General features: G+C 71.7%; 19 protein-coding genes and 1 pseudogene. 9 read left to right on the top strand and 11 right to left on the bottom strand.

Features of this window, described 5'->3' with window-relative positions:
- Positions 1-31: 31 nt before the first annotated feature.
- The 9 genes and pseudogenes from AB0K05_RS07045 to AB0K05_RS07005 form a co-directional block, all read right to left on the bottom strand.
- Positions 32-1,114: a prephenate dehydrogenase gene (locus tag AB0K05_RS07045; protein ID WP_219550940.1), complete on the bottom strand. Its 1,083-nt coding sequence runs from the start codon at positions 1,112-1,114 to the stop codon at positions 32-34.
- Between the two features lie 52 nt (positions 1,115-1,166).
- Positions 1,167-1,526 carry a chorismate mutase gene (gene aroH, locus AB0K05_RS07040; RefSeq protein WP_148032581.1) on the bottom strand — a complete coding sequence of 120 codons (360 nt, stop codon included), beginning with the start codon at positions 1,524-1,526 and terminating at the stop codon, positions 1,167-1,169.
- Positions 1,527-1,595: 69 nt separating this feature from the next.
- Complete coding sequence (locus tag AB0K05_RS07035) at positions 1,596-2,609, bottom strand: pseudouridine synthase (protein WP_364227327.1); 1,014 nt, start codon at positions 2,607-2,609, stop codon at positions 1,596-1,598.
- 1,118 nt (positions 2,610-3,727) lie between these two features.
- Positions 3,728-4,267, bottom strand: a pseudogene (gene scpB / locus AB0K05_RS07030) (SMC-Scp complex subunit ScpB); the annotation flags it as partial.
- A gap of 274 nt (positions 4,268-4,541) precedes the next feature.
- A complete protein-coding gene (locus tag AB0K05_RS07025) occupies positions 4,542-5,360 on the bottom strand; it encodes a segregation/condensation protein A (protein WP_219550938.1) in 819 nt (272 codons plus the stop codon).
- Positions 5,357-6,208, bottom strand: coding sequence for a ParA family protein (locus tag AB0K05_RS07020; RefSeq protein ID WP_246641192.1), 852 nt, complete (start codon positions 6,206-6,208; stop codon positions 5,357-5,359). The genes AB0K05_RS07025 and AB0K05_RS07020 overlap by 4 nt, the downstream gene beginning before the upstream one ends.
- A gap of 206 nt (positions 6,209-6,414) precedes the next feature.
- The gene (locus tag AB0K05_RS07015; protein WP_148032583.1) at positions 6,415-7,341 is read right to left on the bottom strand and encodes a site-specific tyrosine recombinase XerD; all 927 of its coding nucleotides are present in this window, start codon (positions 7,339-7,341) and stop codon (positions 6,415-6,417) included.
- Positions 7,338-7,946: an NUDIX hydrolase gene (locus AB0K05_RS07010; protein WP_148032584.1), complete on the bottom strand. Its 609-nt coding sequence runs from the start codon at positions 7,944-7,946 to the stop codon at positions 7,338-7,340. The genes AB0K05_RS07015 and AB0K05_RS07010 overlap by 4 nt, the downstream gene beginning before the upstream one ends.
- Positions 7,947-7,990: 44 nt before the next feature.
- Positions 7,991-9,652: a CTP synthase gene (locus AB0K05_RS07005; RefSeq protein ID WP_148032585.1), complete on the bottom strand. Its 1,662-nt coding sequence runs from the start codon at positions 9,650-9,652 to the stop codon at positions 7,991-7,993.
- A 106-nt stretch (positions 9,653-9,758) separates the two neighbouring features.
- On the opposite strand from AB0K05_RS07005, the gene AB0K05_RS07000 reads away from it, so the two are divergent.
- The 3 genes from AB0K05_RS07000 to AB0K05_RS06990 are packed head-to-tail and all read left to right on the top strand — an operon-like array spanning position 9,759 to position 12,401.
- Positions 9,759-10,406, top strand: coding sequence for an acyltransferase (locus AB0K05_RS07000; RefSeq protein ID WP_219550934.1), 648 nt, complete (start codon positions 9,759-9,761; stop codon positions 10,404-10,406).
- A gap of 41 nt (positions 10,407-10,447) precedes the next feature.
- Positions 10,448-11,572 (top strand): nitronate monooxygenase family protein, encoded by a 1,125-nt coding sequence (locus AB0K05_RS06995; RefSeq protein ID WP_271278135.1) that lies wholly within the window; start codon positions 10,448-10,450, stop codon positions 11,570-11,572.
- Positions 11,573-11,621: 49 nt separating this feature from the next.
- Positions 11,622-12,401 carry a GntR family transcriptional regulator gene (locus tag AB0K05_RS06990; RefSeq protein ID WP_345483078.1) on the top strand — a complete coding sequence of 260 codons (780 nt, stop codon included), beginning with the start codon at positions 11,622-11,624 and terminating at the stop codon, positions 12,399-12,401.
- Here the strand turns inward: AB0K05_RS06990 and AB0K05_RS06985 are convergent.
- On the bottom strand, positions 12,358-14,742 hold the full coding sequence (locus AB0K05_RS06985; RefSeq protein ID WP_364227320.1) for an FAD-dependent oxidoreductase: 2,385 nt from the start codon (positions 14,740-14,742) through the stop codon (positions 12,358-12,360). The genes AB0K05_RS06990 and AB0K05_RS06985 overlap by 44 nt on opposite strands.
- Positions 14,743-14,811: 69 nt before the next feature.
- On the opposite strand from AB0K05_RS06985, the gene AB0K05_RS06980 reads away from it, so the two are divergent.
- From AB0K05_RS06980 to AB0K05_RS06965, 4 genes are all read left to right on the top strand, one after another.
- Positions 14,812-15,714, top strand: a complete 903-nt coding sequence (locus tag AB0K05_RS06980) for a choline/ethanolamine kinase family protein (RefSeq protein ID WP_148032590.1) — start codon at positions 14,812-14,814, stop codon at positions 15,712-15,714.
- A 4-nt stretch (positions 15,715-15,718) separates the two neighbouring features.
- A complete protein-coding gene (locus AB0K05_RS06975) occupies positions 15,719-16,306 on the top strand; it encodes a DUF4126 domain-containing protein (protein ID WP_148032591.1) in 588 nt (195 codons plus the stop codon).
- 238 nt (positions 16,307-16,544) lie between these two features.
- Positions 16,545-17,150 carry a hypothetical protein gene (locus AB0K05_RS06970; protein ID WP_271278552.1) on the top strand — a complete coding sequence of 202 codons (606 nt, stop codon included), beginning with the start codon at positions 16,545-16,547 and terminating at the stop codon, positions 17,148-17,150.
- Between the two features lie 57 nt (positions 17,151-17,207).
- Positions 17,208-17,786, top strand: coding sequence for a Uma2 family endonuclease (locus AB0K05_RS06965; RefSeq protein ID WP_364227317.1), 579 nt, complete (start codon positions 17,208-17,210; stop codon positions 17,784-17,786).
- A gap of 10 nt (positions 17,787-17,796) precedes the next feature.
- Here the strand turns inward: AB0K05_RS06965 and AB0K05_RS06960 are convergent, their stop codons facing one another.
- Complete coding sequence (locus AB0K05_RS06960) at positions 17,797-18,279, bottom strand: hypothetical protein (protein WP_271278550.1); 483 nt, start codon at positions 18,277-18,279, stop codon at positions 17,797-17,799.
- Positions 18,280-18,594: 315 nt separating this feature from the next.
- Here AB0K05_RS06960 and AB0K05_RS06955 point away from each other — a divergent pair, with 315 nt between their 5' ends.
- Positions 18,595-19,107, top strand: coding sequence for a GPP34 family phosphoprotein (locus AB0K05_RS06955; RefSeq protein WP_364227314.1), 513 nt, complete (start codon positions 18,595-18,597; stop codon positions 19,105-19,107).
- Positions 19,108-19,444: 337 nt separating this feature from the next.
- Positions 19,445-19,714, top strand: coding sequence for a hypothetical protein (locus tag AB0K05_RS06950; protein ID WP_271278548.1), 270 nt, complete (start codon positions 19,445-19,447; stop codon positions 19,712-19,714).
- Positions 19,715-19,838: the final 124 nt, after the last annotated feature.

Below are 19,838 nucleotides of genomic sequence, written 5' to 3'. Positions count from 1 at the left end.
CGGCACCACGCCGGGACCCTTCACCATGCCGCTACGGCACCTGCCAGCCGCGCTCGCGCAGGGCCTGGCTCAGCGAGCCGGCCGCGTCGGGCTGCACCGACAGCTCGGCCACGCCCAGGGGCAGGCCGGGGGCGTGCTCCAGGCGGACGTCCTCGACGTTGACCCCGACCTCGTCGCACACCTGGAACAGGCGCGCCAGCTGGCCCGGACTGTCACCGATGACGACCTGGACGACCGCGTACGCCGAAGCCGGGCCGCCGTGCTTGCCCGGGATCCGCCCGTGGCCCACGACCCCGCGCTTGAGCAACTGGGTCAGCTCGCCGGACGCGGTGCCGTCGCCCCCGGACAGCGCCCGCAGCGCCGACGCCGCCTCCGCCAGGTCGCGGGAGACCGCCTCCAGCACCTCGGCGACCGGGGCCGAGTTGCCGGACAGGATGCCCAGCCACAGGCCGGGATCACCGCCGGCGATCCTGGTCACGTCGCGCACCCCCTGACCGGCCAGGCCGAGCGCCACATCGGAGGCGTCGGCCAAGCGAGCCGCCACCGCCGAGGCCGCGACGTGCGGGGCGTGCGAGACCACCGCGACCGCCCGGTCGTGCTCGGCCGCGTCGACCTCGACCGCGTTCGCGCCGCACAGCTCGATCAGCCGCAGCACCGCCGCCGTCGCCTCCGCGGACGCCTCGGGCGTGGGACAGAACGCCCACGGCCGCCCCAGGAACAGGTCGGCCCTGGCCGCGCCCGGCCCGGACCGCTCACGGCCCGCCAGCGGGTGCGAGGCCACGTACGCGGACAGGTCGCACCCCAGCTCGCGCGCCCGGTCGATCGGCTCCGCCTTGACGCTGGCCACGTCGGTGAAGAACCGCGCCGCGCCGCCCTCCTGCAGCCGCCGCAGCTCGGTGGCGACGTAACCGGGCGGCACCGCGATCACCGCCAGGTCGGCGCTCTCGCCGGGCCGCCACTCCTCACCGGCGCCGAGCTCGCGCGCGAGCCGCACGGCCCCCTGGTCTCGGTCGGCGAGCAGCACGCGCACCTCGTGCTTGCGCAGCGCGAGCGCCAGCGAGGTGCCGATGAGACCGGTGCCCACAACCAGCACGGTGCGGAGTTCGGAGGCCATGTCGTTGTCCTGATTTCGGTACGGGAGTCGTACGGGCAGATTATTGGGCGATTTATTGGGCGATGTCCTGACGGAGCGCGACGGCGCCGCGCAGATACACATGCTGGATCGCCGAGCGGGGCCGGTCGGTCTCGACGTGCGCCATGAGCCGCACCACCCTGGGCAGCGCACCCGGCACGCCGATCTCGGTGCAGCAGATCAGCGGCACCTCGTGGAACCCCAGCTTGCGCGCCGCCAGCGCCGGGAACTCTGCCGTCAGGTCGGGAGTGGCGGTGAACAGCACACTGATCACGTCGTCCGTGGTGAGCTCGTTGCGCTCCATGACCTGGGCGACCAGCTCGGTCGTCCCCTCGATGATCGAGTTACGGTCGTCGGCGTCCACCTGGATCGCGCCGCGGATCGCCCGCACCATGCGCTTCGCTCCTTCTATAGCGGGAGAGCCCGTGCGGAGATTCGCACGGGCTCCAGCGTCGTGGCCAGGTTACAGCTTCACCGCGGCGTACAATTCGCCGACCTCACGCAGCGTCAGCGCCCTGAGCGTGCCGGGCTTGGTGCGGCCCAGCTTCACCGGGCCGAACTCGATGCGGGCCAGGTCGATGACCCGGTGGCCGGACTCCTCCAGCATGCGTCGTACGACGTGCTTGCGTCCCTCGTGCAGCACCACCTCGACCAGCGCCTGCTGGCCGTGCTCCTGCACGATCTGGAAGTCGTCGGCCTTGGCGATGCCGTCCTCCAGCTCGATGCCCTGCTTGAGCCGGCGGCCCAGGTCGCGCGGGATCGGGCCGGGCACCTTGGCCCAGTACTTCTTCGGCACCCCGTAGCTCGGGTGGGTGAGCCGGTTGGCCAGCTCGCCGTCGTTGGTGAGCAGCAGCAGGCCCTCGGTCTCGGTGTCGAGCCTGCCGACGTGAAACAGCCGCGGAGCCAGTTCCTCCACGAAGTCGGCCAGGCACGGCCGGCCCTGCGGGTCCTCCATGGTCGACACCACGCCGATCGGCTTGTTCAGCGCGTAGTAGACCAGGTCGGGCGCGGTCGGGATACGCCTGCCGTCGACGTGGATGACCTGCTTGGCCGGGTCGACCTTGGCACCGAACCTGCGCACCACCTGGCCGTCCACGGTGACGCGGCCGTCGCCGATCATCTCCTCGCAGGCCCTGCGGCTGGCGACCCCGGCCTGGGCGAGCACCTTCTGCAGGCGCACCCCGCCCGGGACCTCGGTGGTGTCACGCTCGTCGGTGTAGCCCTCGGGGTAGAAGTCGCGGTCGCGGACGGGCTGGCGTGCGGTCTTGAACCGGTCCTTGGGCGTGGTCCGCTCGCCGGCGCCGCGCCGCGAGTCGCCCAGCGTGTGGACGCCGTCGCGCTTGGTTACCCGCCCGCTGCGGGCGCCTTCGTCCCGCCGGGGCGTGCGGCCCGAGCCGCCGCGGTCTCCTTCGTCGCGCCTGCCGTAACGGGCCCGCGACGAACCCTGGGGGCCTTCCCTGCGCCCGCTCCGGTCCACCCGGAACCCGCCGCGCTCCTCCGCGCGCCCGCCGCCGGAGGACTCGTACTCGATGTCGTCGCCGGAGAAGCCGAGGTCGTCCCGCGCGGGCCGCTCGGAACGGCCGCCGTCATGCCCGTACCTGGCCCGCGTACCGCCGTCCCTGCCGGCGCGCGGCGAGTCACGTCCGTCGCCCCGGTCCCGGCCGTACCGGTCCTCCCCACGCGAGCTTCCGCGCGCGTCATCACGACGGAAGGACCCGCCGGAGGACCCACGCGCGTCATCACGCCGGAACGAACCGCCTGAAGACCCACGCGCGTCATCACTCCGGAACGAACCGCCTGAAGACCCACGCGCGTCATCACGCCGGAACCCACCACGGTCATCCCGCGAACCCCGACGGTCACCACGGAACTCCCCGCCGGAACCCCGGCGGTCATCGCCACGGAACCCCTCACGACGGGAACCCTCACGCGCGTCATCGCGACGGAAGGACCCGCCGGAAGACCCGCGCGCGTCATCACGCCGGAATCCGCCACGGTCATCCCGCGAACCCCGACGGTCACCACGGAACTCCCCGCCGGAACTCCGACGGTCGTCGCCGCGGAAACCGCCACCGCGGGAACCCCCGCGCGCGTCATCACGCCGGAAGGAACCGCCCGCGTCATCACGACGGAACGAACCACTCGAAGACCCGCGCGCGTCATCACGGCGGAAGGACCCGCCCGAAGACCCACGCGCGTCATCGCGACGGAACGAACCGCCCGAAGACCCACGCGCGTCGTCACGGCGGAATCCGCCGCGGTCGTCCCGCGAACCCCGACGGTCGCTGCGGATACCCCCGCCGGAACCCCGGCGGTCGTCCCCGCGGAAACCGCCACCGCGGGAACCCCCGCGCGCGTCGTCCCCACGGTAGGACCCGCCCGAGGAACCGCGCGCGTCGTCGCGGCGGGAGCCGCCGCTGAAGTCGTCTCTGCCGGAACCCCGGCGCTCGTCTCGCTGGGAACCGTCACGGGAGTCGTCGCGGCGCGTACGGCCGCGCGAATCGTCCGAGCGGAAGGCGGGACGCCCGCCGCGGCCGGAGCCGCCGGCGCGTCCTCGACCGCGTCCATCACCGGACGGGGTGCTTCGCCTGTTGATCACTTCGTCGTCTCCTCGATGTTCTCCACGTCGTCGGGGAGGAACGGCGCGAGCTCGGGAAGCTCACTGACGTCGTTCAGTCCCAGACGCTCAAGGAAGTATGAGCTTGTCCGGTAGAGCACGGCTTGGCTCTCCGGGTCGGTGCCGGCCTCCTCGACCAGCCCCCTCGCGACCAGCGTCCGCATGACGCCGTCGCTGCTGACGCCGCGCACGGCGGCCACCCGCGCCCGGCTCACCGGCTGCCGGTAGGCCACGACCGCGAGCGTCTCAAGCGCGGCCTGGGTCAGCCTCGCCTGCTGGCCGTCACGGACGAACCGCTCCACGAGCGGCGCGTACGCGGGGCGCGAATAGTATCGCCACCCTCCCGCGACCTGCCTCAGATCGAAACCCCGCGCGGAGGCTTCGTATTCCGCTGAGAGCTCACGCAGCGCCGCCGCCACCTCGTGGGTGGGCCGCTCCAGCACCTGGGCCAGGGTGACCTCTCGTACGGGCTCGTCGACGACCATGAGGATGGCCTCCAGCGCCGGCTTGAGCTCGGGACCCGGCGCCTCGTGCGGAGGTGTCTCAGTGACGGGCTCCTCGAAACGGGCGTCCTCAGGCTCTTCCTGCGGAGCCGGCTTGAGCTCGGGACCCGGCGCCTCGTGCGGAGGTGTCTCAGTGACGGGCTCCTCGAAACGGGCGTCCTCAGGCTCTTCCTGTGGATCGACACGTTCGGGGGCCTCCGCGGCGTCCTGGAGGTCCTCGGGAGAGGACGGGATCAGGGAGCCGGGGAGGGTCATCCAGGCGGGCAGGTCCTTGCGCGGGCGGGAGTCGTCAGCCATCTGCGGGTTTCTCCGGGCTCTCCTCGTAGTCGTCTCCCACCGAGACGTCGCCGTCGTCGGTGCCCGTCCACGTGACGTGCAGGTCGCCGAGTGGCTCGACCTGCTCGAAGCTGACCGCGGACTCCCGGAACAGCTCCAGGACGGCCAGGAAGCGGGCGATGACCTCGTAGGTGCCCTCGCAGTCGGCGACCAGGGCCCTGAAAGTGGCTCTGCGCATGCGGCGCAGGCGCTCCACCAGAATAGCGGCCTGCTCGCGCACATTGGCGAGCGGTTGGTAGATGTGGCCGACGCCGACGGTCGGCGGGAGCTTGGGGGTGAAGGCGCGGGCGGCGATGCGGGCCAGCTCCTCGGGGCCGATGCCGAGCACCAGCTCCGGCAGCAGGCCGGCGAACTGCGGCTCCATGGGGACGCTGCGCGGGAAGCGGAGCGCCTCGTCGGCCATCCGCCCGGCGAAGATCTTGGCGACCTCCTTGTAGGCCTTGTACTGCAGGAGGCGGGCGAACAGCAGGTCGCGGGCCTCCAGCAGGGCGAGGTCCTCCTCGTCCTCGACCTCGCCGGACGGCAGCAGCCGGGCCGCCTTGAGGTCGAGCAGGGTGGCCGCGACCAGCAGGAAGTGGCTGGTCTGGTCGAGGTCCCACTCGGGGCCGCGGGAGCGGATGTAGGAGATGAACTCGTCGGTCACCTGCGAGAGGGAGACCTCGGTGATGTCGAGCTTGTGCTTGGAGATCAACCCGAGCAGCAGGTCGAAGGGCCCTTCGAAGACGTCCAGGTGGACCTGGAAGCCCTGGGGCTCGGCCTGCTGCTCTGTCACCTCGCCATTGTGGCAGGCTGCGGCCAGCGCGAGAGCACTTCCCGGGCCAGCTCGCGGTAGGCGTTGGCGCCGAGCGAGGACGGGTCGAAGGTGGTGATCGGCTCGCCGGCCACCGTGGCGTCGGGGAAGCGCACCGTACGGTTGATCACGGTGTGGAACACCTTGTCGCCGAAGGCCTCCACGACGCGGGCGAGCACCTCGCGGCCGTGGAGCGTGCGCGCGTCGTACATGGTGGCGAGCAGGCCCTCGATCTCGAGGTCCTCGTTGAGCCGCTCCTGCACCTTGGTGATGGTGTCCATGAGCAGGGCGACGCCGCGCAGCGCGAAGAACTCGCACTCCAGCGGCACCATGACGCCGTGCGCGCAGGTGAGGGCGTTGATGGTGAGCAGGCCCAGCGACGGCTGGCAGTCGATGAGGCAGACGTCGTAGTGCGGCAGCAGCGGCTTGATGACGCGGCCGAGCACCTGCTCGCGGGCCACCTCGGTGACGAGCTGGACCTCGGCGGCGGACAGGTCGATGTTGCTGGGCAGCAGGTCGAGGCCCTCGACGCCGGTCTCCAGCAGCACGTCCTCGGCGCTGACGTTGCGCTCCATCAGCAGGTTGTAGACCGTGAGGTCGAGCTGCAGCGGGTTGATGCCGAGGCCGACGGAGAGCGCGCCCTGCGGGTCGAAGTCGACGAGCAGCACTTTGAGACCGCATTCGACGAGGGCGGCGCCGAGGTTGATGGTGGTGGTGGTCTTGCCGACCCCGCCCTTCTGGTTGACCATGGCGACCACGCGGGCCGGGCCGTGGACGTCGCGCGGCACCGGCTCCGGGAACACCGGGCGGGGCCGCTGCGTGGGGCCCAGGTTGACGCCCTTGGAAGGCGCGTTGGTCTTGGTGTCACCCCAGGGGTTGTCGGGGGTCCCCGGGGTCGAACCGTTGGTCTTCACAGTCACCAGCTCGAACCTCCCTGACGATCCCGAACCGGACCGTCCGGACGGACACTATGGCGTCACCACTTAACGCGGCAAGGCGGCACGCCGGAGTGCCGCACGACCCAAAAGACTATAGATCACTGACGGGCGCGGGGATGCGCCGCCGCGTACACCTCTCTGAGTTTGTCGACCGTGACCAGCGTGTAGACCTGGGTGGTCGTCACGGAGGCGTGGCCGAGCAACTCCTGCACCACCCTAACGTCGGCGCCGCCGTCGAGGAGGTGTGTTGCGAACGAATGGCGGAGAACATGGGGAGATATCCCGGCCAGTCCGGCCCGTTCGGCGGCGGCCTGCAGGACCTCCCACGCGCCCTGGCGGGTGAGCCGCCCGCCCCGGGCGTTGAGGAACACGGCGGGAGTGCCGCGGCCGTGGGCCAGCAGACCCGGCCTGGCCCGTACGAGGTAGGCGTCGAGCGCGGCGCGGGCGTAGCGGCCGAGCGGGACCACGCGGGTGCGGCCGCCCTTGCCGCAGAGCCGCACCTGGTCGTCCTCCAGGTCGTCGACGGCCAGGCCGACGGCCTCGGAGATGCGGGCGCCGGTGCCGTAGAGGACCTCCAGCAGGGCGCGGTTGCGCAGGGTGAGCGGCGCGCCGTCGGGGCCCGAGGCGGCGATGAGCCGCTCGACCTGGTCGACGGAGACGGCCTTGGGAAGCCTGCGGAGCTGGCGTGGCGGGCGCACCTGGTGGGCGGGGTCGTGCACGGTGACGCCCTCGCGCAGCGCGAAGCGGTGCAGGCCGCGCACGGCGGACACGGCGCGTGCGGCCGAGCTGGCCACGAGCGCCGGGTGCTCGCCGTCGCCCTCGCGCAGCGCGGCGAGGAAGGCGCGTACGTCGGACTCGGCCACCTGGTCGAGCTCGGCCCGGCCGCGTGAGCGCAGGTGCTCGGCGTAACGGCGCAGGTCGCGCCGGTAGGAGGCGAGCGTGTTGGCGGCCAGGCCGCGCTCCACCGCGAGGTGGGCGAGGTAGCTGGACAGCACCGCCTCCACGGGAATGGTCCTTTCCTTCATGCCTCCGGAGCGTCCGCCGGGCGCAGGCCGGCGAACCCGTCGGCCGCGGCCGCATATGCGGCGAGAATACCGGCCACGGCCGCAGAATTGTGGATCATCCCCGCGAGCACGCGGCGCACGGCGTCGTCGAGCGGCACCCATTCGACCGGCATGCCGATCTCCTCGTGGCGGTGCTCGAAGTGGTTCTCCTCGTCGGGGATCTTCTCCAGGCCGCGGGCCAGGAAGACGCGGATGCGCTCGTCGGAGCAGCCGGGCGAGGTGAGGATGTCGACGAGGGTGTGCCAGGTGGCGGCGCGGTAGCCGGCCTCCTCGGCCAGCTCGCGGGCGGCGCCCTCGACCAGCGGCTCGCCCTCGACGTCGCGGATCCCGGCGGGCAGCTCCCACAGCAGCCGCCGGGCGGGGTGGCGGTACTGCCTGATGAGCAGCACCCGCCGGTCGTCGTCGAGCGCGAGCACCCCGACCGAGCCGGGGTGGCGGACGTAGTCGCGGTCGGCGGTCTCGTCGCGCGGCATCCGCACGGTGTCGGTGACCACGTCGATCACGTAGCCCTCGAACCGCTTCCTGGTCTCGACGACCTCCCAGGACTCGGGCGTGTCTTGGATCATGTCCGCACCCGCTTCCGCCCCCTGCCGGTCACCCGAGCCGATCTTCACTTGGCCACCTTAGCCGCCACCCTGCTGTCGGCGTAGGCGAGCGAGGCGCCGATGAGCCCCTTGAACATCGGGTTGGCGCGGGTGGGCCGGGAGCGGAACTCGGGGTGGGCCTGGGTGCCGATGAAGAACGGGTGCACGTCGGCGGGCAGCTCGGTGTACTCGACCAGGCGGCCGTCGGGCGACACGCCGGAGAACACCAGGCCGACCTTCTCCAGCCGCTCGCGGTAGGCGTTGTTGACCTCGTAGCGGTGGCGGTGGCGCTCGGCGGCCTTGGCCTTGCCGTAGAGCTGGCGGGCGAGGGTGCCCTCGCCGAGCTTGGCGGTGTAGCTGCCGAGCCGCATGGTGCCGCCCATGTCGCGCTCGCCGGCGACGACGTCCTCCTGGTCGGCCATGGTGGAGATGACGGGGTGCTTGGTGTCGGGGTCGAACTCGGCGGAGTTCGCGTCCTCCAGGCCGGCCATGTCGCGGGCGGCCTCGATGACCATGCCCTGCATGCCGAGGCAGATGCCGAGCAGCGGGATCTTGTTCTCCCGGGCGTGGCGGATGGCGCCGATCTTGCCTTCGATGCCGCGCACGCCGAAGCCGCCGGGGATGAGCACGCCGTCGACGCCGTCGAGCTCGCGCTCGGCGCCTTCGGGGGTCTCGCAGTCGTCGCTCTTGACCCAGCGGATGTTGACCCTGGCGTCGTTGGCGAACCCGCCCGCGCGCAGCGCCTCGGTGACCGACAGGTAGGCGTCGGGCAGGTCGATGTACTTGCCGACCAGCGCGATCGTGACCTCCTTGGCCGGCCGGTGCACGCGGCGCAGGAGCTGGTCCCACTCCTTCCAGTCGACGTCGCGGAAGGGCAGGCCGAGGCGGCGCACCACGTACGCGTCGAGCCCCTCGGAGTGCAGGACGCGCGGGATGTCGTAGATGGAGGCGGCGTCGACGCAGCTGACCACGGCGTCCTCGTCCACGTCGCACATCAGGCTGATCTTGCGCTTGATCGCGACCTGGACGGGCCGGTCGGAGCGGAGCACGATGGCGTCGGGCTGGATGCCTATGCTGCGCAGCGCGGCCACGCTGTGCTGGGTGGGCTTGGTCTTGAGCTCGCCCGACGGGCCGATGTAGGGCAGCAGGGAGACGTGCAGGAAGAACACGTTGTCGCGGCCCACCTCGTGGCGGATCTGCCGCACGGCCTCCAGGAACGGCAGCGACTCGATGTCGCCGACGGTGCCGCCCACCTCGGTGATGACCACGTCGACGTCGGGGCCGGCCATGCCCCGGATGCGGTCCTTGATCTCGTTGGTGATGTGCGGGATGACCTGGACGGTGTCGCCGAGGTACTCGCCGCGCCGCTCCTTGGCGATGACGTTGGAGTAGACCTGGCCGGTGGTCACGTTGGCCGAGCCGTGCAGGTCGGTGTCGAGGAAGCGCTCGTAGTGGCCGACGTCGAGGTCGGTCTCGGCGCCGTCGTCGGTGACGAAGACCTCGCCGTGCTGGAACGGGTTCATCGTCCCGGGGTCGACGTTGAGGTAGGGGTCGAGCTTCTGCATCGTGACCCGGAGTCCGCGGCCCTTGAGCAGGCGGCCGAGGCTGGAGGCGGTGAGCCCCTTGCCGAGACTGGAGGCGACGCCGCCGGTGACGAACAGATGCTTGGTTTGCGTGGCGCTGCGCAAGGAGGCTCCCGTGGCTAGGTGTGGCTAGTGTCCACGGGCTCTCAGGATATCAAACAACGCCCCTCACATGCCCGAACGGTATGACCAAGCGGTAACTTTGGTCTTTATGTCACTTGTACGGCGGGCGATCGGCACGCTGATCCACCGTGCCTACGCGGCGGTCCGGGAGGCCGGCGCGATCACCCCGCGCACTCCCGCCGGCTACCGGTTCCGCCATCTGGGCGAGGGAGCGAAGATCGCCTTCCCCCCGGGGGCGATCTTCGGCGAGGAATGGATCGAGATCGGCGACCACACGCTGATCGGCGAGCGCGTGTCGCTGTCGTGCGGCATGTGGCCGGGCGCCGACCTGGGCCCGGACTCGATCCTGCGGATCGGCGAGAGCTGCTCGATCGGCCGCGGCACGCACGTGGTCGCGCACCAGTCGATCGACATCGGTGACGACGTCTTCACCGGCCCGTACGTCTACATCACCGACCAGAACCACGTCTACGACGACCCCGACGTGCCGATCGGCCGGCAGTGGCCGCGCAACAACCCGGTCTCGATCGGGTCGGGCTCATGGCTGGGCGCGGGCGCGATCGTGCTGCCCGGCACCCGGCTGGGGCGGCAGTGCGTGGTGGCGGGCGGCGCGGTGGTGCGCGGCGAGTTCCCCGACCACAGCGTGGTGGCGGGGGTGCCGGCCAAGCTCGTGCGGGCGTACGACGCGGACTTAGGCTGGCACGCGCCGGGCGTCTCGCCGCTGGCCGCTTCCTGACCATCTGGACCGAACATGCTTCTGGCGGTTAGCGTCGGTGCATGCGGACCGCCATCAGCGAGCGTCTAGGCATCGAGTTCCCGCTGTTCGCCTTCAGCCACTGCCGTGACGTGGTGGCGGCGGTGACGAACGCGGGCGGGTTCGGTGTGCTGGGCGCGATCGCGTACACCCCCGAACAGCTCGACGTGGAGCTCACCTGGATCGACGAGCAGGTGGGCGGCAGGCCGTACGGCGTGGACGTGCTCGTCCCCGGCAAGGTGGACGCCGCCGCCCTCGGCGGCGTGCGGGTCGCCGGGCTGATCCCCGAGCGGCACCGCGACTTCGTCACGCACCTGATGGCCAAGTACGGCGTGGGCGGGCCCGGGCAGCAGCCGGTGGGCGCGGCGGCCGACGAGTTCGCCCGGCGGGTGTCGGCGGCGGGCGCGACCGGGCTGATCGACGTGGCGCTCAAGCACCCGATCGGGCTGATCGCCTCCGCGCTGGGCCCGCCGCCGCCGGAGATGGTGGCGCGGGCGCGCGCGGCGGGGGTGCCGGTGGCGGCGCTGGTCGGCACCGTGGAGCACGCGCGCCGGCAGGTGGCCGCGGGCGCGGACGTCATCGTCGCGCAGGGCACCGAGGCGGGCGGCCACACCGGCGAGATCTCCACCCTGGTGCTGACGCCGCAGGTGGTGGACGCGGTCGCGCCGGTGCCGGTGCTGGCCGCCGGCGGCATCGCCTCGGGCCGTCAGATGGCGGCGGCGATGGCGCTCGGCGCGCAGGGCGTCTGGTGCGGCTCGGTCTGGCTGACCACGGAGGAGGCGGAGACGCCCCAGGCGGTCAAGCGCAAGTTCCTGGCGGCCTCGTCGCTGGACACGGTCCGGTCCCGCTCGCGTACCGGCAAGCCGGCCCGCCAGCTCGCCACCGCGTGGACCGAGGAGTGGGACCACGGCCAGGAGAGCCCCGGCCCGCTGGGCATGCCGCTGCAGATGCTGGTGGCCGAGCACGCGATGGCCCGCATCACGGCGGCGGCCGAGCGGGGCGAGCCGGGCGCGCTGGAGCTGGCCGGCTACTTCGTCGGCCAGGTGGTGGGGCAGCTCAACCAGGTCAAGCCGGCCCGCGAGGTGGTGTACGAGATGATCAGCGAGTTCGGCGAGGCGCTGGATCGGCTCAACCGGCTGGCGGAGTGACGCTTCACCCGCTTTGGCGCTCAGCCCCCGAAGCGTGTCAGTATGCGGTGTGGTCGGGACACCGCCTGAGCTGGAGCGGGGCACCGGCGTGCCCGCGCACGTGCAGATCGAACGGTGGCTGCTCGACTCGATAGACCGGGGCGAGCTGGCGCCGGGTGACCGGCTGCCCGGGGAGCGGGAGCTGGCCGGGCGGCTCGGAGTGAGCCGGATGACGCTCCGGCAGGCCCTGGCGCGGCTGGAGTCCGACGGGGTGCTGATCAGGGTGCCCGGCCGGGCGGGCGGGGCGTTCGTGGCCGAGCCGCGCGTCGAGTGCGACCTGACAGGGCTGGCCGGGTTCACCGAGCAGATGCGCCGCGCTCACCTGCGGGCCGAGGCGCGCGTCCTGGTGGCGCGCACGGTGCCCGCGCCGGCCCCGGTGGCCGCCGCGCTGGAGCTCGCGGCGGGCGAGCCGGTGCACGAGGTGGCGCGGGTGCGCTCGGCGGGCCGCTCGCCGGTGGCGCTGGAGCGCTCGTTCTTCCCCGCGCTGCCCGGCTTCCTGGAGGAGGACCTGACGAGGTCGCTGTACGCGCTGCTGGCCGAGCGCTACGACCTGGCGCCGCGCACCGCGCTGGAGCACCTCGACCCGGTGGTCGCGGGCCCGGCGGAGGCGGCGGAGCTCGGCATCGAGCCGGGCGCGCCGCTCATGCGGATCGAGCGCACCGCCTACGCCGGCGACGGCACGCCTGTCGAGCACGCCCGCGACCTGTTCCGGCCGGACCGGGTGCGGATCTCGGTGCGGTCCGGGGTCAGCGGACCCGCTCCCCCGCCGGGTCCCACAGCGGCTCCTTGACGACGGTGCCTGGCACCCACGTGCCCTCCACCTCGATCTCGACCTTGGTGCCCGGTTCGGCCTCCAGGTAGGCGTAGGCGATGGAGGACCCGACGGTGTAGCCGTAGCCGCCGGAGGTGACGCGGGCGGCCACCTCGCCGTCGACGCGCACCGGCTCGTTGCCGAGCGCGACGGCACGGGGGTCGCCGAGCGTGACGCAGCGCAGTCTGCGCTTCGGCCGCGGGTCGAGGGCCTCCCGGCCGAGGAACTCCTTGTCCATCTTGACGCAGAAACCGAGCCCGGCCTCGTACGGGGTGGTCTCGGGGCCGATGTCGGCCCCCCACACCCGGTAGCCCTTCTCCAGGCGCAGGCTGTCGATGGCCTTGTAGCCGCCGGCGACCATGCCGTGCGGCTCGCCCGCCCGCCACAGCGTCTCCCACAGGGCGAGCCCGTACTCGCTGGAGCAGTAGAGCTCCCAGCCCAGCTCGCCGACGAACGTCACCCGCAGCGCCAGCACGGGCACGTCGCCCACGGTCAGCTCGCGCGAGGTCATGAACGGGAAGCCGAGCGGGTCGGGGGTGAGCGCGCCGAGGATGTCGCGGGCGCGCGGCCCCCACAGCGCGAAGCAGGCGTACTGGCCGGTCACGTCGGCGATCCGGACGTCGGCGCCGCGCAGCCGGGCCTGCTTGCGCAGCCAGCCGAGGTCGTGCGAGCCGAACGCGGTGCCGGTGACGATGAGGAACTCCCGCTCGCCGCGCCGGGTGACGGTGAAGTCGCACTCGATCCCGCCGCGCCGGTTGAGCGCCTGCGTGTACGTGACCGCGCCGATCGCGCGGGCCACCCGGTTGTCGCAGACCCACTCCAGCAGGGCGGCGGCGTCCGGGCCGGTCACCTCGATCTTGGCGAACGAGCTCTCGTCGAACAGGCCGGCGGCCTCGCGCGTGGCGCGGTGCTCGGCGCCGATGGCGGGCGACCAGTTGCGCCCCGCCCAGCCGCGCGGCCGCTCGTCGCCGTCGCCGGCGCCTGCGTCGCTCCCGTAGTGGTTGACCCGCTCCCAGCCGGACTTCTCGCCGAACACGGCACCGTGGCCGCGGTGCCAGGAGTACGCGGGAGAGACCCGCAGCGGCCGGCCGGCCCGCCGCTCGTCGCCCGGGTAGCGGATGTCGTAGTAGGTCTCGTAGTTCTCCACCGCGCGGGCGAGCGTGTAGGACGGCGAGCGGTACTGGGCGCCGAACCGGCGGACGTCCATGTGCCACAGGTCCATGGACGGCTCGCCCTCGACGATCCACTCGGCCATCACCTTGCCGATGCCGCCCGCCCCCGCGATGCCGTGCGCGCAGAGCCCGGCCGCCACGTAGAACCCGCCGACCTCGGTCTCGCCCAGGATGAACTCGTTGTCCGGGGTGAACGCCTCCGGCCCGTTGATCAGCTTGCGGATGCCGACGTCGGCCATGGCGGGCACGCGGAGCCGGGAGTTGTCGAAGATCTCCTCCAGCCGCGGCCAGTCCTCGGGCAGCAGCCGGCCGTTGAAGTCCGCGGGTATCGCGTCGTGGGAGGCGGCCGTGGCCGTCCAGGGGGCGCACTCGCGCTCGTACCCGCCCATGACCAGCCCGCTGACCTCCTGCCGGTAGTAGACGAGCAGGTTGGGGTCGCGCAGCGTGGGGAGGTCGCGGTGCTCGTGGAAGCCTTCGGTGACCACGTACTGGTGCGACATCGGCACGATCGGCACGCGCACGCCGGCCATGCGGCCGATCTCGGCGGCGAACATGCCGCCGCAGTTGACGACGACCTCGCAGGCGATGTCGCCCTGGTCGGTGCGCACCCCGGTCACGCGGCCGTCCGTGACGTCCAGGCCGAGCACCCTGGTGCGGGTACGGACGCGCGCCCCGCCCTCCCTGGCCCTGGCCGCCAGCGCGTAGCACAGCCGGGAGGGGTCGATCTGGCCGTCGGTGGGCAGGTAGGCGGCGCCGACCACGCCCTCGGTGCTCATCAGCGGGAACAGCTCGGCCGCCTCGGCGACGGAGATCTCCTCCAGCGGCAGGCCGAAGGTGCGCGCCCAGCCGATCTGGCGGCGGATCTCGGCCATCCGCTCGGGGGTGGAGGCCAGCTTGATGCCGCCGCACTCGGTCCAGCCCGCGTCCAGTGTCCGGTAGAGCTCCACGGAGTACTGGTTCATCCTGGTCAGCGTGGGGTCGGCGCGGAGCTGGCCGACCAGCCCCGCCGAGTGGAAGGTCGAGCCGCTGGTGAGCTCGTCCCGGTCCAGCAGGATCACGTCCCGCTCGCCGAGCAGGGTCAGATGGTAGGCGACGGAGGCGCCGCCGACGCCACCCCCGATGATCACGATGCGCGCGGAGTCGCTCATGCGGCGAGGCTAACCTTCGGTGACTCTAAAGGTCTAGACCGTTTAACGCGCGTCGGCTTAGCATCGACCATGGCCGTGCTCGAGATCCTCGACCGCATCCCCCTCCTGTCCGGCGTGCCGCGCTCCGTGGAGGAGCTGCCCGGCGGGCTGACGAACCGCAACTTCAAGGTGACGACCGACGGCGGGACGTTCGTGGTGCGGGTGTTCGGCGGCGACGGCTCGCTGCTCTTCATCGACAGGGACGCCGAGCACCTGGCGACGCTGGCCGCCGCCGAGGCGGGGGTGGGCGCTCCGGTGCACGCCTATCTGCCGGGTGAGGGGCTGGTCGTGGGCTACATCCCCGGGCGTACGTTCACCGAGGCCGACGTGCGCGACCCGGCGAACCTGCCCCGGCTGGCCGAGACGTGCCGGCGGCTGCACGCGGGGCCGCGCTTTCCCCGCGAGTTCGACATGTTCGACGTGCAGCGGCGGTATCTCGGGATCGTGCGGGAGCGCGGGTTCCGGCTGCCGGCGCGGTATCTGGAGTTCATGCCCCAGGTCGCTCAAATCCAGAAATGTCTGGAAGTGCGGCGGGAAGCGACGGTTCCGTGTAACAACGACCTGCTGGCCGGCAACATCATCGACGACGGGCAGCGCCTCTGGCTGATCGACTACGAGTACGCGGGCAACAACGACCCCTGCTTCGAGCTGGGCAACCTGTGGAGCGAGTCGGACCTCTCGCCCGGCCAGCTGGAGGAGCTGGTGACCGCCTACTACGGCCGCCGCCTGCGCCACAAGATCGCGCGCGCCCGGCTGCTGGGGCTGATGGCGAAGTACGGCTGGACCCTGTGGGCGTCGATCCAGGACGGCGCGGACCAGCCGATCGACTTCGACTTCTGGTCGTGGGGGATGGAGAAGTACGAGCGGGCGGTGGCCGAGTTCACCGGCGCGGAGCTTCCGTCCCTCATGGACGAGGCGGCGCGGGCAGACTAGAACCATGTTCGCCACTCTGACCGGACTCGGCCTGTCGACCGCCGCCGGGCTGAACGCCTACATCCCCCTGCTGGTCGTGGGCGTGCTCGCCAACGTCACCGACGCGGTGAAGCTGCCCGACGGGTACGCCTGGCTGTCGAACTGGGGCGTGCTCGGGGTGATCGCGGTGCTGCTGGCCGCCGAGTTCGTGCTGGACAAGGTGCCGGCCGTCGACACGGTGAACGACGTGATCCAGACGGCGGTCCGGCCGGCGTCCGGCGGCGTGGTGTTCAGCGCCACCACCGCGGCGGCCGAGCTGGACAGCTCGGCCTGGATGGCGGAGAACCCCTGGCTCGGCTGGGTGCTGGGCATCGTCATGGCGCTGGCCGTGCACCTGCTGAAGACCGCTGCCCGGCCGGTGGTCAACGCCACCACGGCGGGCGCCGGCGCCCCGGTGGCCAGCGTCGCCGAAGACAGCGGCGCCCTGGGCCTGAGCCTGGTGGCGGTGTTCGCGCCGGTCCTGGTGATCCTCGCCCTGATCCTGCTGGCGCTGATCGCCTGGTGGGTGATCAGGAAGGTCCGCCGCCGGCGCGCCCGCCGGAACCGGATCTGACCGGTAGCGCGGCACCGGTCACCGCGTCAACACCTGCCAGGCGGATGTGGCGCGCCCGCTTCGTTCCGTACCGTCGGGTTCCGCGTCCGCCCCACGGCGGCCCGCCGGCCGTGCGGGCGCTCAGTGGCCCCCGCCCCGCGCCCGCATGACGAGAGGCCCGGCAGCGTTCACCCCGCTGCCGGGCCTTTCCCATCGCCGCGGGGGCACTATCCTCGAAACCAAGAGCCCCACACAGGAGGTGTCCCCGATCGGCGAGCTCCTCATGATCGTGCTGGTCATCCTGGCGTTCCTGCTGCTGATCGCCGGGGTCGGCGTCTACGTGCTGGTCAAGGTCGGCAAGAAGGCCGCGGTCAAGGCCCGGGAGGCCACCACCCGGCTGACCACGCACGTCAACGCCATGGGCGCCGGCGACGCCGCCGAGGTCGAGCGCCTCCGCCTCGACCTGCGCCGCGAGGTCTCGCTGACCCGCCAGGCGGTCGAGCAGGCCCAGCGCCAGGGCTGGGGCCTGGGCGACCTGCCCCGCCTGCTGTCCGACCTGACGGCCCAGGCCGACGTGCACGACGGCCAGCTCGGCATGTACGCGCAGCAGGCCCGCGTCTCGCGCTACGTCGACCACGCCACGCTGGGCACGCTGCGCGAGCACCAGGCGAAGCTGACGGCCATGTGCGCCCGCATCCGCGCCGATCTCCTCAGCGACCAGGTGCAACACTCGGCCACCGGCCTGGAGGACCTGCGCACCCGCACCGACCTGGAGATCGAGGCCCGCCGCCCAGCCCCCGACCCCCTCCAGGAGATCGACGAGCTCTACCGCAGGACCATGCAGGACCGCAAAGAGCAGCCCTGACACCACCCACTGTGGCATCATGATTCCGAAGGGTCACATCTCCGAGGAGGCGTCGTCATGACCACAGCCTTTCCGGAATGGTTCTACCCCGGCCCTCCGGGCGGCTGGACCGCCGACATGCTCGATCACCTCCCCCCCGACGCGCCCCCGCACGTCGAACTGATCGATGGTGGGCTCATCATGATGTCGCCCCAGACAATGTTCCACATGCTTGTTCTCAGGCTGCTGGAAAGGGAGCTCCGCCCGCCCGACCACCTCGTCGTCATCCGGGAGATGACCGTGACCCTGGGCCTGCGCCAGCGCCCCGAGCCGGACATCATGCTGGTGAAGACCGCTGCCGCCCAGCAGATCGGCCTCACCACTTTCAAGCCGGCAGACGTTCATCTGGTCGTCGAGGTGGTCTCCGAGGAGTCCCGCGACAGAGACCGCACCACCAAGCCGAGCAAATACGCGAGCGCGGGCATCAAACACTTCTGGCGCGTCGAGCTGGAGGACGACCGCCCCGTCGCCTACACCTTCGAGCTGGAGCCCGCCGTCAAGGCCTATCTGCCCACCGGCATCCATCGCGGCCGGCTGCGCACCGACATCGGCTTCCCCGTCGACGTCGATCTCGACGTGGACAAGGTCAGGCGCTGAGGCGGCCCCGCTAACTCCACTCCTGATAGATGAAGGCCGCGTACTCCTCGGCCGATCCGCCCTTGTTGAGAACGGCCCGGGCCGCCTGCGCCTGCTCGATGGTCGGCAGATGTCCTTCCAGCAGGATCGGCAGCGACAGCCGCCGCGCCAGCAACTCCTTCTCGGAGATCCCGTACGGCCGCCGCACCACCGACACGTTCACCCGCAGCGCATGCTCGTTCCCCGGCACCACCCCCGGCCGATCCACCTCGACCGCCGCGTACCGGTAACCATGCGCCCGATCACACGTGGCGCACCCGGCGACCCCCCGGCTGAGCGCTCCCCCGCACTCCCCGCAGACCAGCCGGTCATAGGCGGCGTCGACCACCCGCCAGAGATGCCGGTCGAGCTCGTCGATCACCATCTCGGCGACCCCCCTCTCCTCCTCAGCGGAGAGCCCTCCGAACTCCCCCCGCAGAAACTCCCGCCACCCCTCCTCGACGAGTCCGTCCACCACCCGAGCGCACTTCACACACCCCGGCGCCCCGGCCGGCTCCCACAACCCGCACCCCGCACACCGCCGCATCCCCGCACCCTAGCCGTTCCTCGGCAGCCGCCTCCTCGCAGTTTCCCGGGCCACTCGCCGGGCGATCCTCCAGAGGCTTCGGGTGCCCATGCCGGCTCGCGATGCGCCAGATTGGATCCATGAAGCCGCTCATCGCCGAAGAGCTCCTCCTGCTGGCCCTCCGCCCCGACGGCGTGGTCTCGGTCAACCAGGAGATGCTGGACCACACGCTGAGCGCCGCCGTGCTCGCCGAACTCGTCGTCAATGGACAGACTCGCCCTGGAGAACGGCCACCAACACGTACGCGACCCCGAGCCCACCGGCAACCCCGAACTGGACGAGACACTCCACCACCTGACAGCCCACAGCGGCCCACCCCCGGCCTTCACCGACTGGTGGGTCTCGATGTACACACCGGAGCGCCGCACCCGATTACTGGCCGCGCTCGTACGCCAAGGCCTGATCACTGCAGAAACCCGCCGCTACCTGCGCATCTTCAAAGAGGAGGTCTACCCTGAGACCAGCCCGGCGCCAAGAGCGGCACTCCACGACCGCTTGAGAGCCGTGCTGACCGGAGCCGAGCCCGACGCCCGCGTCTCGGCACTCGTCTCCCTGGCCCACGCGGGCAAGCTCCTCCCCAAGAACCTGCCGAAACCGGAACGCCGACGCGCCCAGGAGATGGCAGCCCAGAACCCCCTGGGCACCCTGGTCGCGCAATCCTTCGACCAGGCCGCCAAGGAGAGCATCGGCAGGATCACAGGCGGCACGGCCACCTGACCAGACGGAGATCGGGAACGGGCCCACGTCGCAGCGAACGGCGGGGCCCCAGCAACCGACCCCGAGCGGCTGGCCACCGTCGGTCACCCACCGCATCCCCATCCCCGCCGAGGTCAAGGGTGAGGAACCACTCATCGAGCCGACCCGCGGACTCCCCGAGGACCAATCCGCCATAGCCCACCTGACCGGCGGAACGAAGCCGCCGGCGGACAAGCTGACGGTAACCCTGCGCCCCCGCCCCGGCCCGTCCATCACCCTGCGCTTCCCCCGGCTGGGAGTCGAGACCACGACCCCGGCCTCGCAGCCCCGCGCCATCACCGGAGGACGCGAACAACGCGTGATCGACGTAAGCGACCCAGACACCTACCACGCCGGCGCCGTCACCGTGGACGTCCTGGCCACCAGCCTCCGCGAGCCGACGGTGGCGGCGATCGTGTCCTTCAGGCACACGGCCTGGCTCTGGCTCCTCCCGCTGGCGCTCCTCGGCGTGGCCTGGGCGGCGGCCCGCCGCCGACTCGACTCCCTGAAATTCGGCGAACCGGCAGGCGCTCCTCCCCGCACCGCCAAGAAGCAACGCGCCGACCGCCGCAAAAAACGCCGCGGCTGACCGTACCGGAGCCCGGAAAGCTACGACGACCAGCGCTCACATGGCCCGGAAAGCGAAGCTTCAGCTACGGCGGGCACCCGAGCACGAGGTGAGCCAAAGCTTCAGCATCGGCGGCAAAGCAGCC

This window comes from Nonomuraea sp. NPDC049486 (assembly GCF_040676925.1).
Taxonomy (GTDB): domain Bacteria; phylum Actinomycetota; class Actinomycetes; order Streptosporangiales; family Streptosporangiaceae; genus Nonomuraea; species Nonomuraea ferruginea.
The sequence above is the reverse complement of the archived record's forward strand: the minus strand, read 5'-3'. Positions and strand labels throughout refer to the sequence as shown.

Bases quoted from the DNA above. Each gene is read 5' to 3' on its own strand.
- AB0K05_RS07045 (WP_219550940.1), bottom strand. From the start codon at position 1,114: ATGGCCTCCGAACTCCGCACCGTGCTGGTTGTGGGCACCGGTCTCATC.
- aroH (WP_148032581.1), bottom strand. From the start codon at position 1,526: ATGGTGCGGGCGATCCGCGGCGCGATCCAGGTGGACGCCGACGACCGT.
- AB0K05_RS07015 (WP_148032583.1), bottom strand. From the start codon at position 7,341: ATGAAGGAAAGGACCATTCCCGTGGAGGCGGTGCTGTCCAGCTACCTC.
- AB0K05_RS07010 (WP_148032584.1), bottom strand. From the start codon at position 7,946: ATGATCCAAGACACGCCCGAGTCCTGGGAGGTCGTCGAGACCAGGAAG.
- AB0K05_RS07000 (WP_219550934.1), top strand. From the start codon at position 9,759: ATGTCACTTGTACGGCGGGCGATCGGCACGCTGATCCACCGTGCCTAC.
- AB0K05_RS06995 (WP_271278135.1), top strand. From the start codon at position 10,448: ATGCGGACCGCCATCAGCGAGCGTCTAGGCATCGAGTTCCCGCTGTTC.
- AB0K05_RS06985 (WP_364227320.1), bottom strand. From the start codon at position 14,742: ATGAGCGACTCCGCGCGCATCGTGATCATCGGGGGTGGCGTCGGCGGC.
- AB0K05_RS06980 (WP_148032590.1), top strand. From the start codon at position 14,812: ATGGCCGTGCTCGAGATCCTCGACCGCATCCCCCTCCTGTCCGGCGTG.
- AB0K05_RS06975 (WP_148032591.1), top strand. From the start codon at position 15,719: ATGTTCGCCACTCTGACCGGACTCGGCCTGTCGACCGCCGCCGGGCTG.
- AB0K05_RS06965 (WP_364227317.1), top strand. From the start codon at position 17,208: ATGACCACAGCCTTTCCGGAATGGTTCTACCCCGGCCCTCCGGGCGGC.
- AB0K05_RS06955 (WP_364227314.1), top strand. From the start codon at position 18,595: ATGGACAGACTCGCCCTGGAGAACGGCCACCAACACGTACGCGACCCC.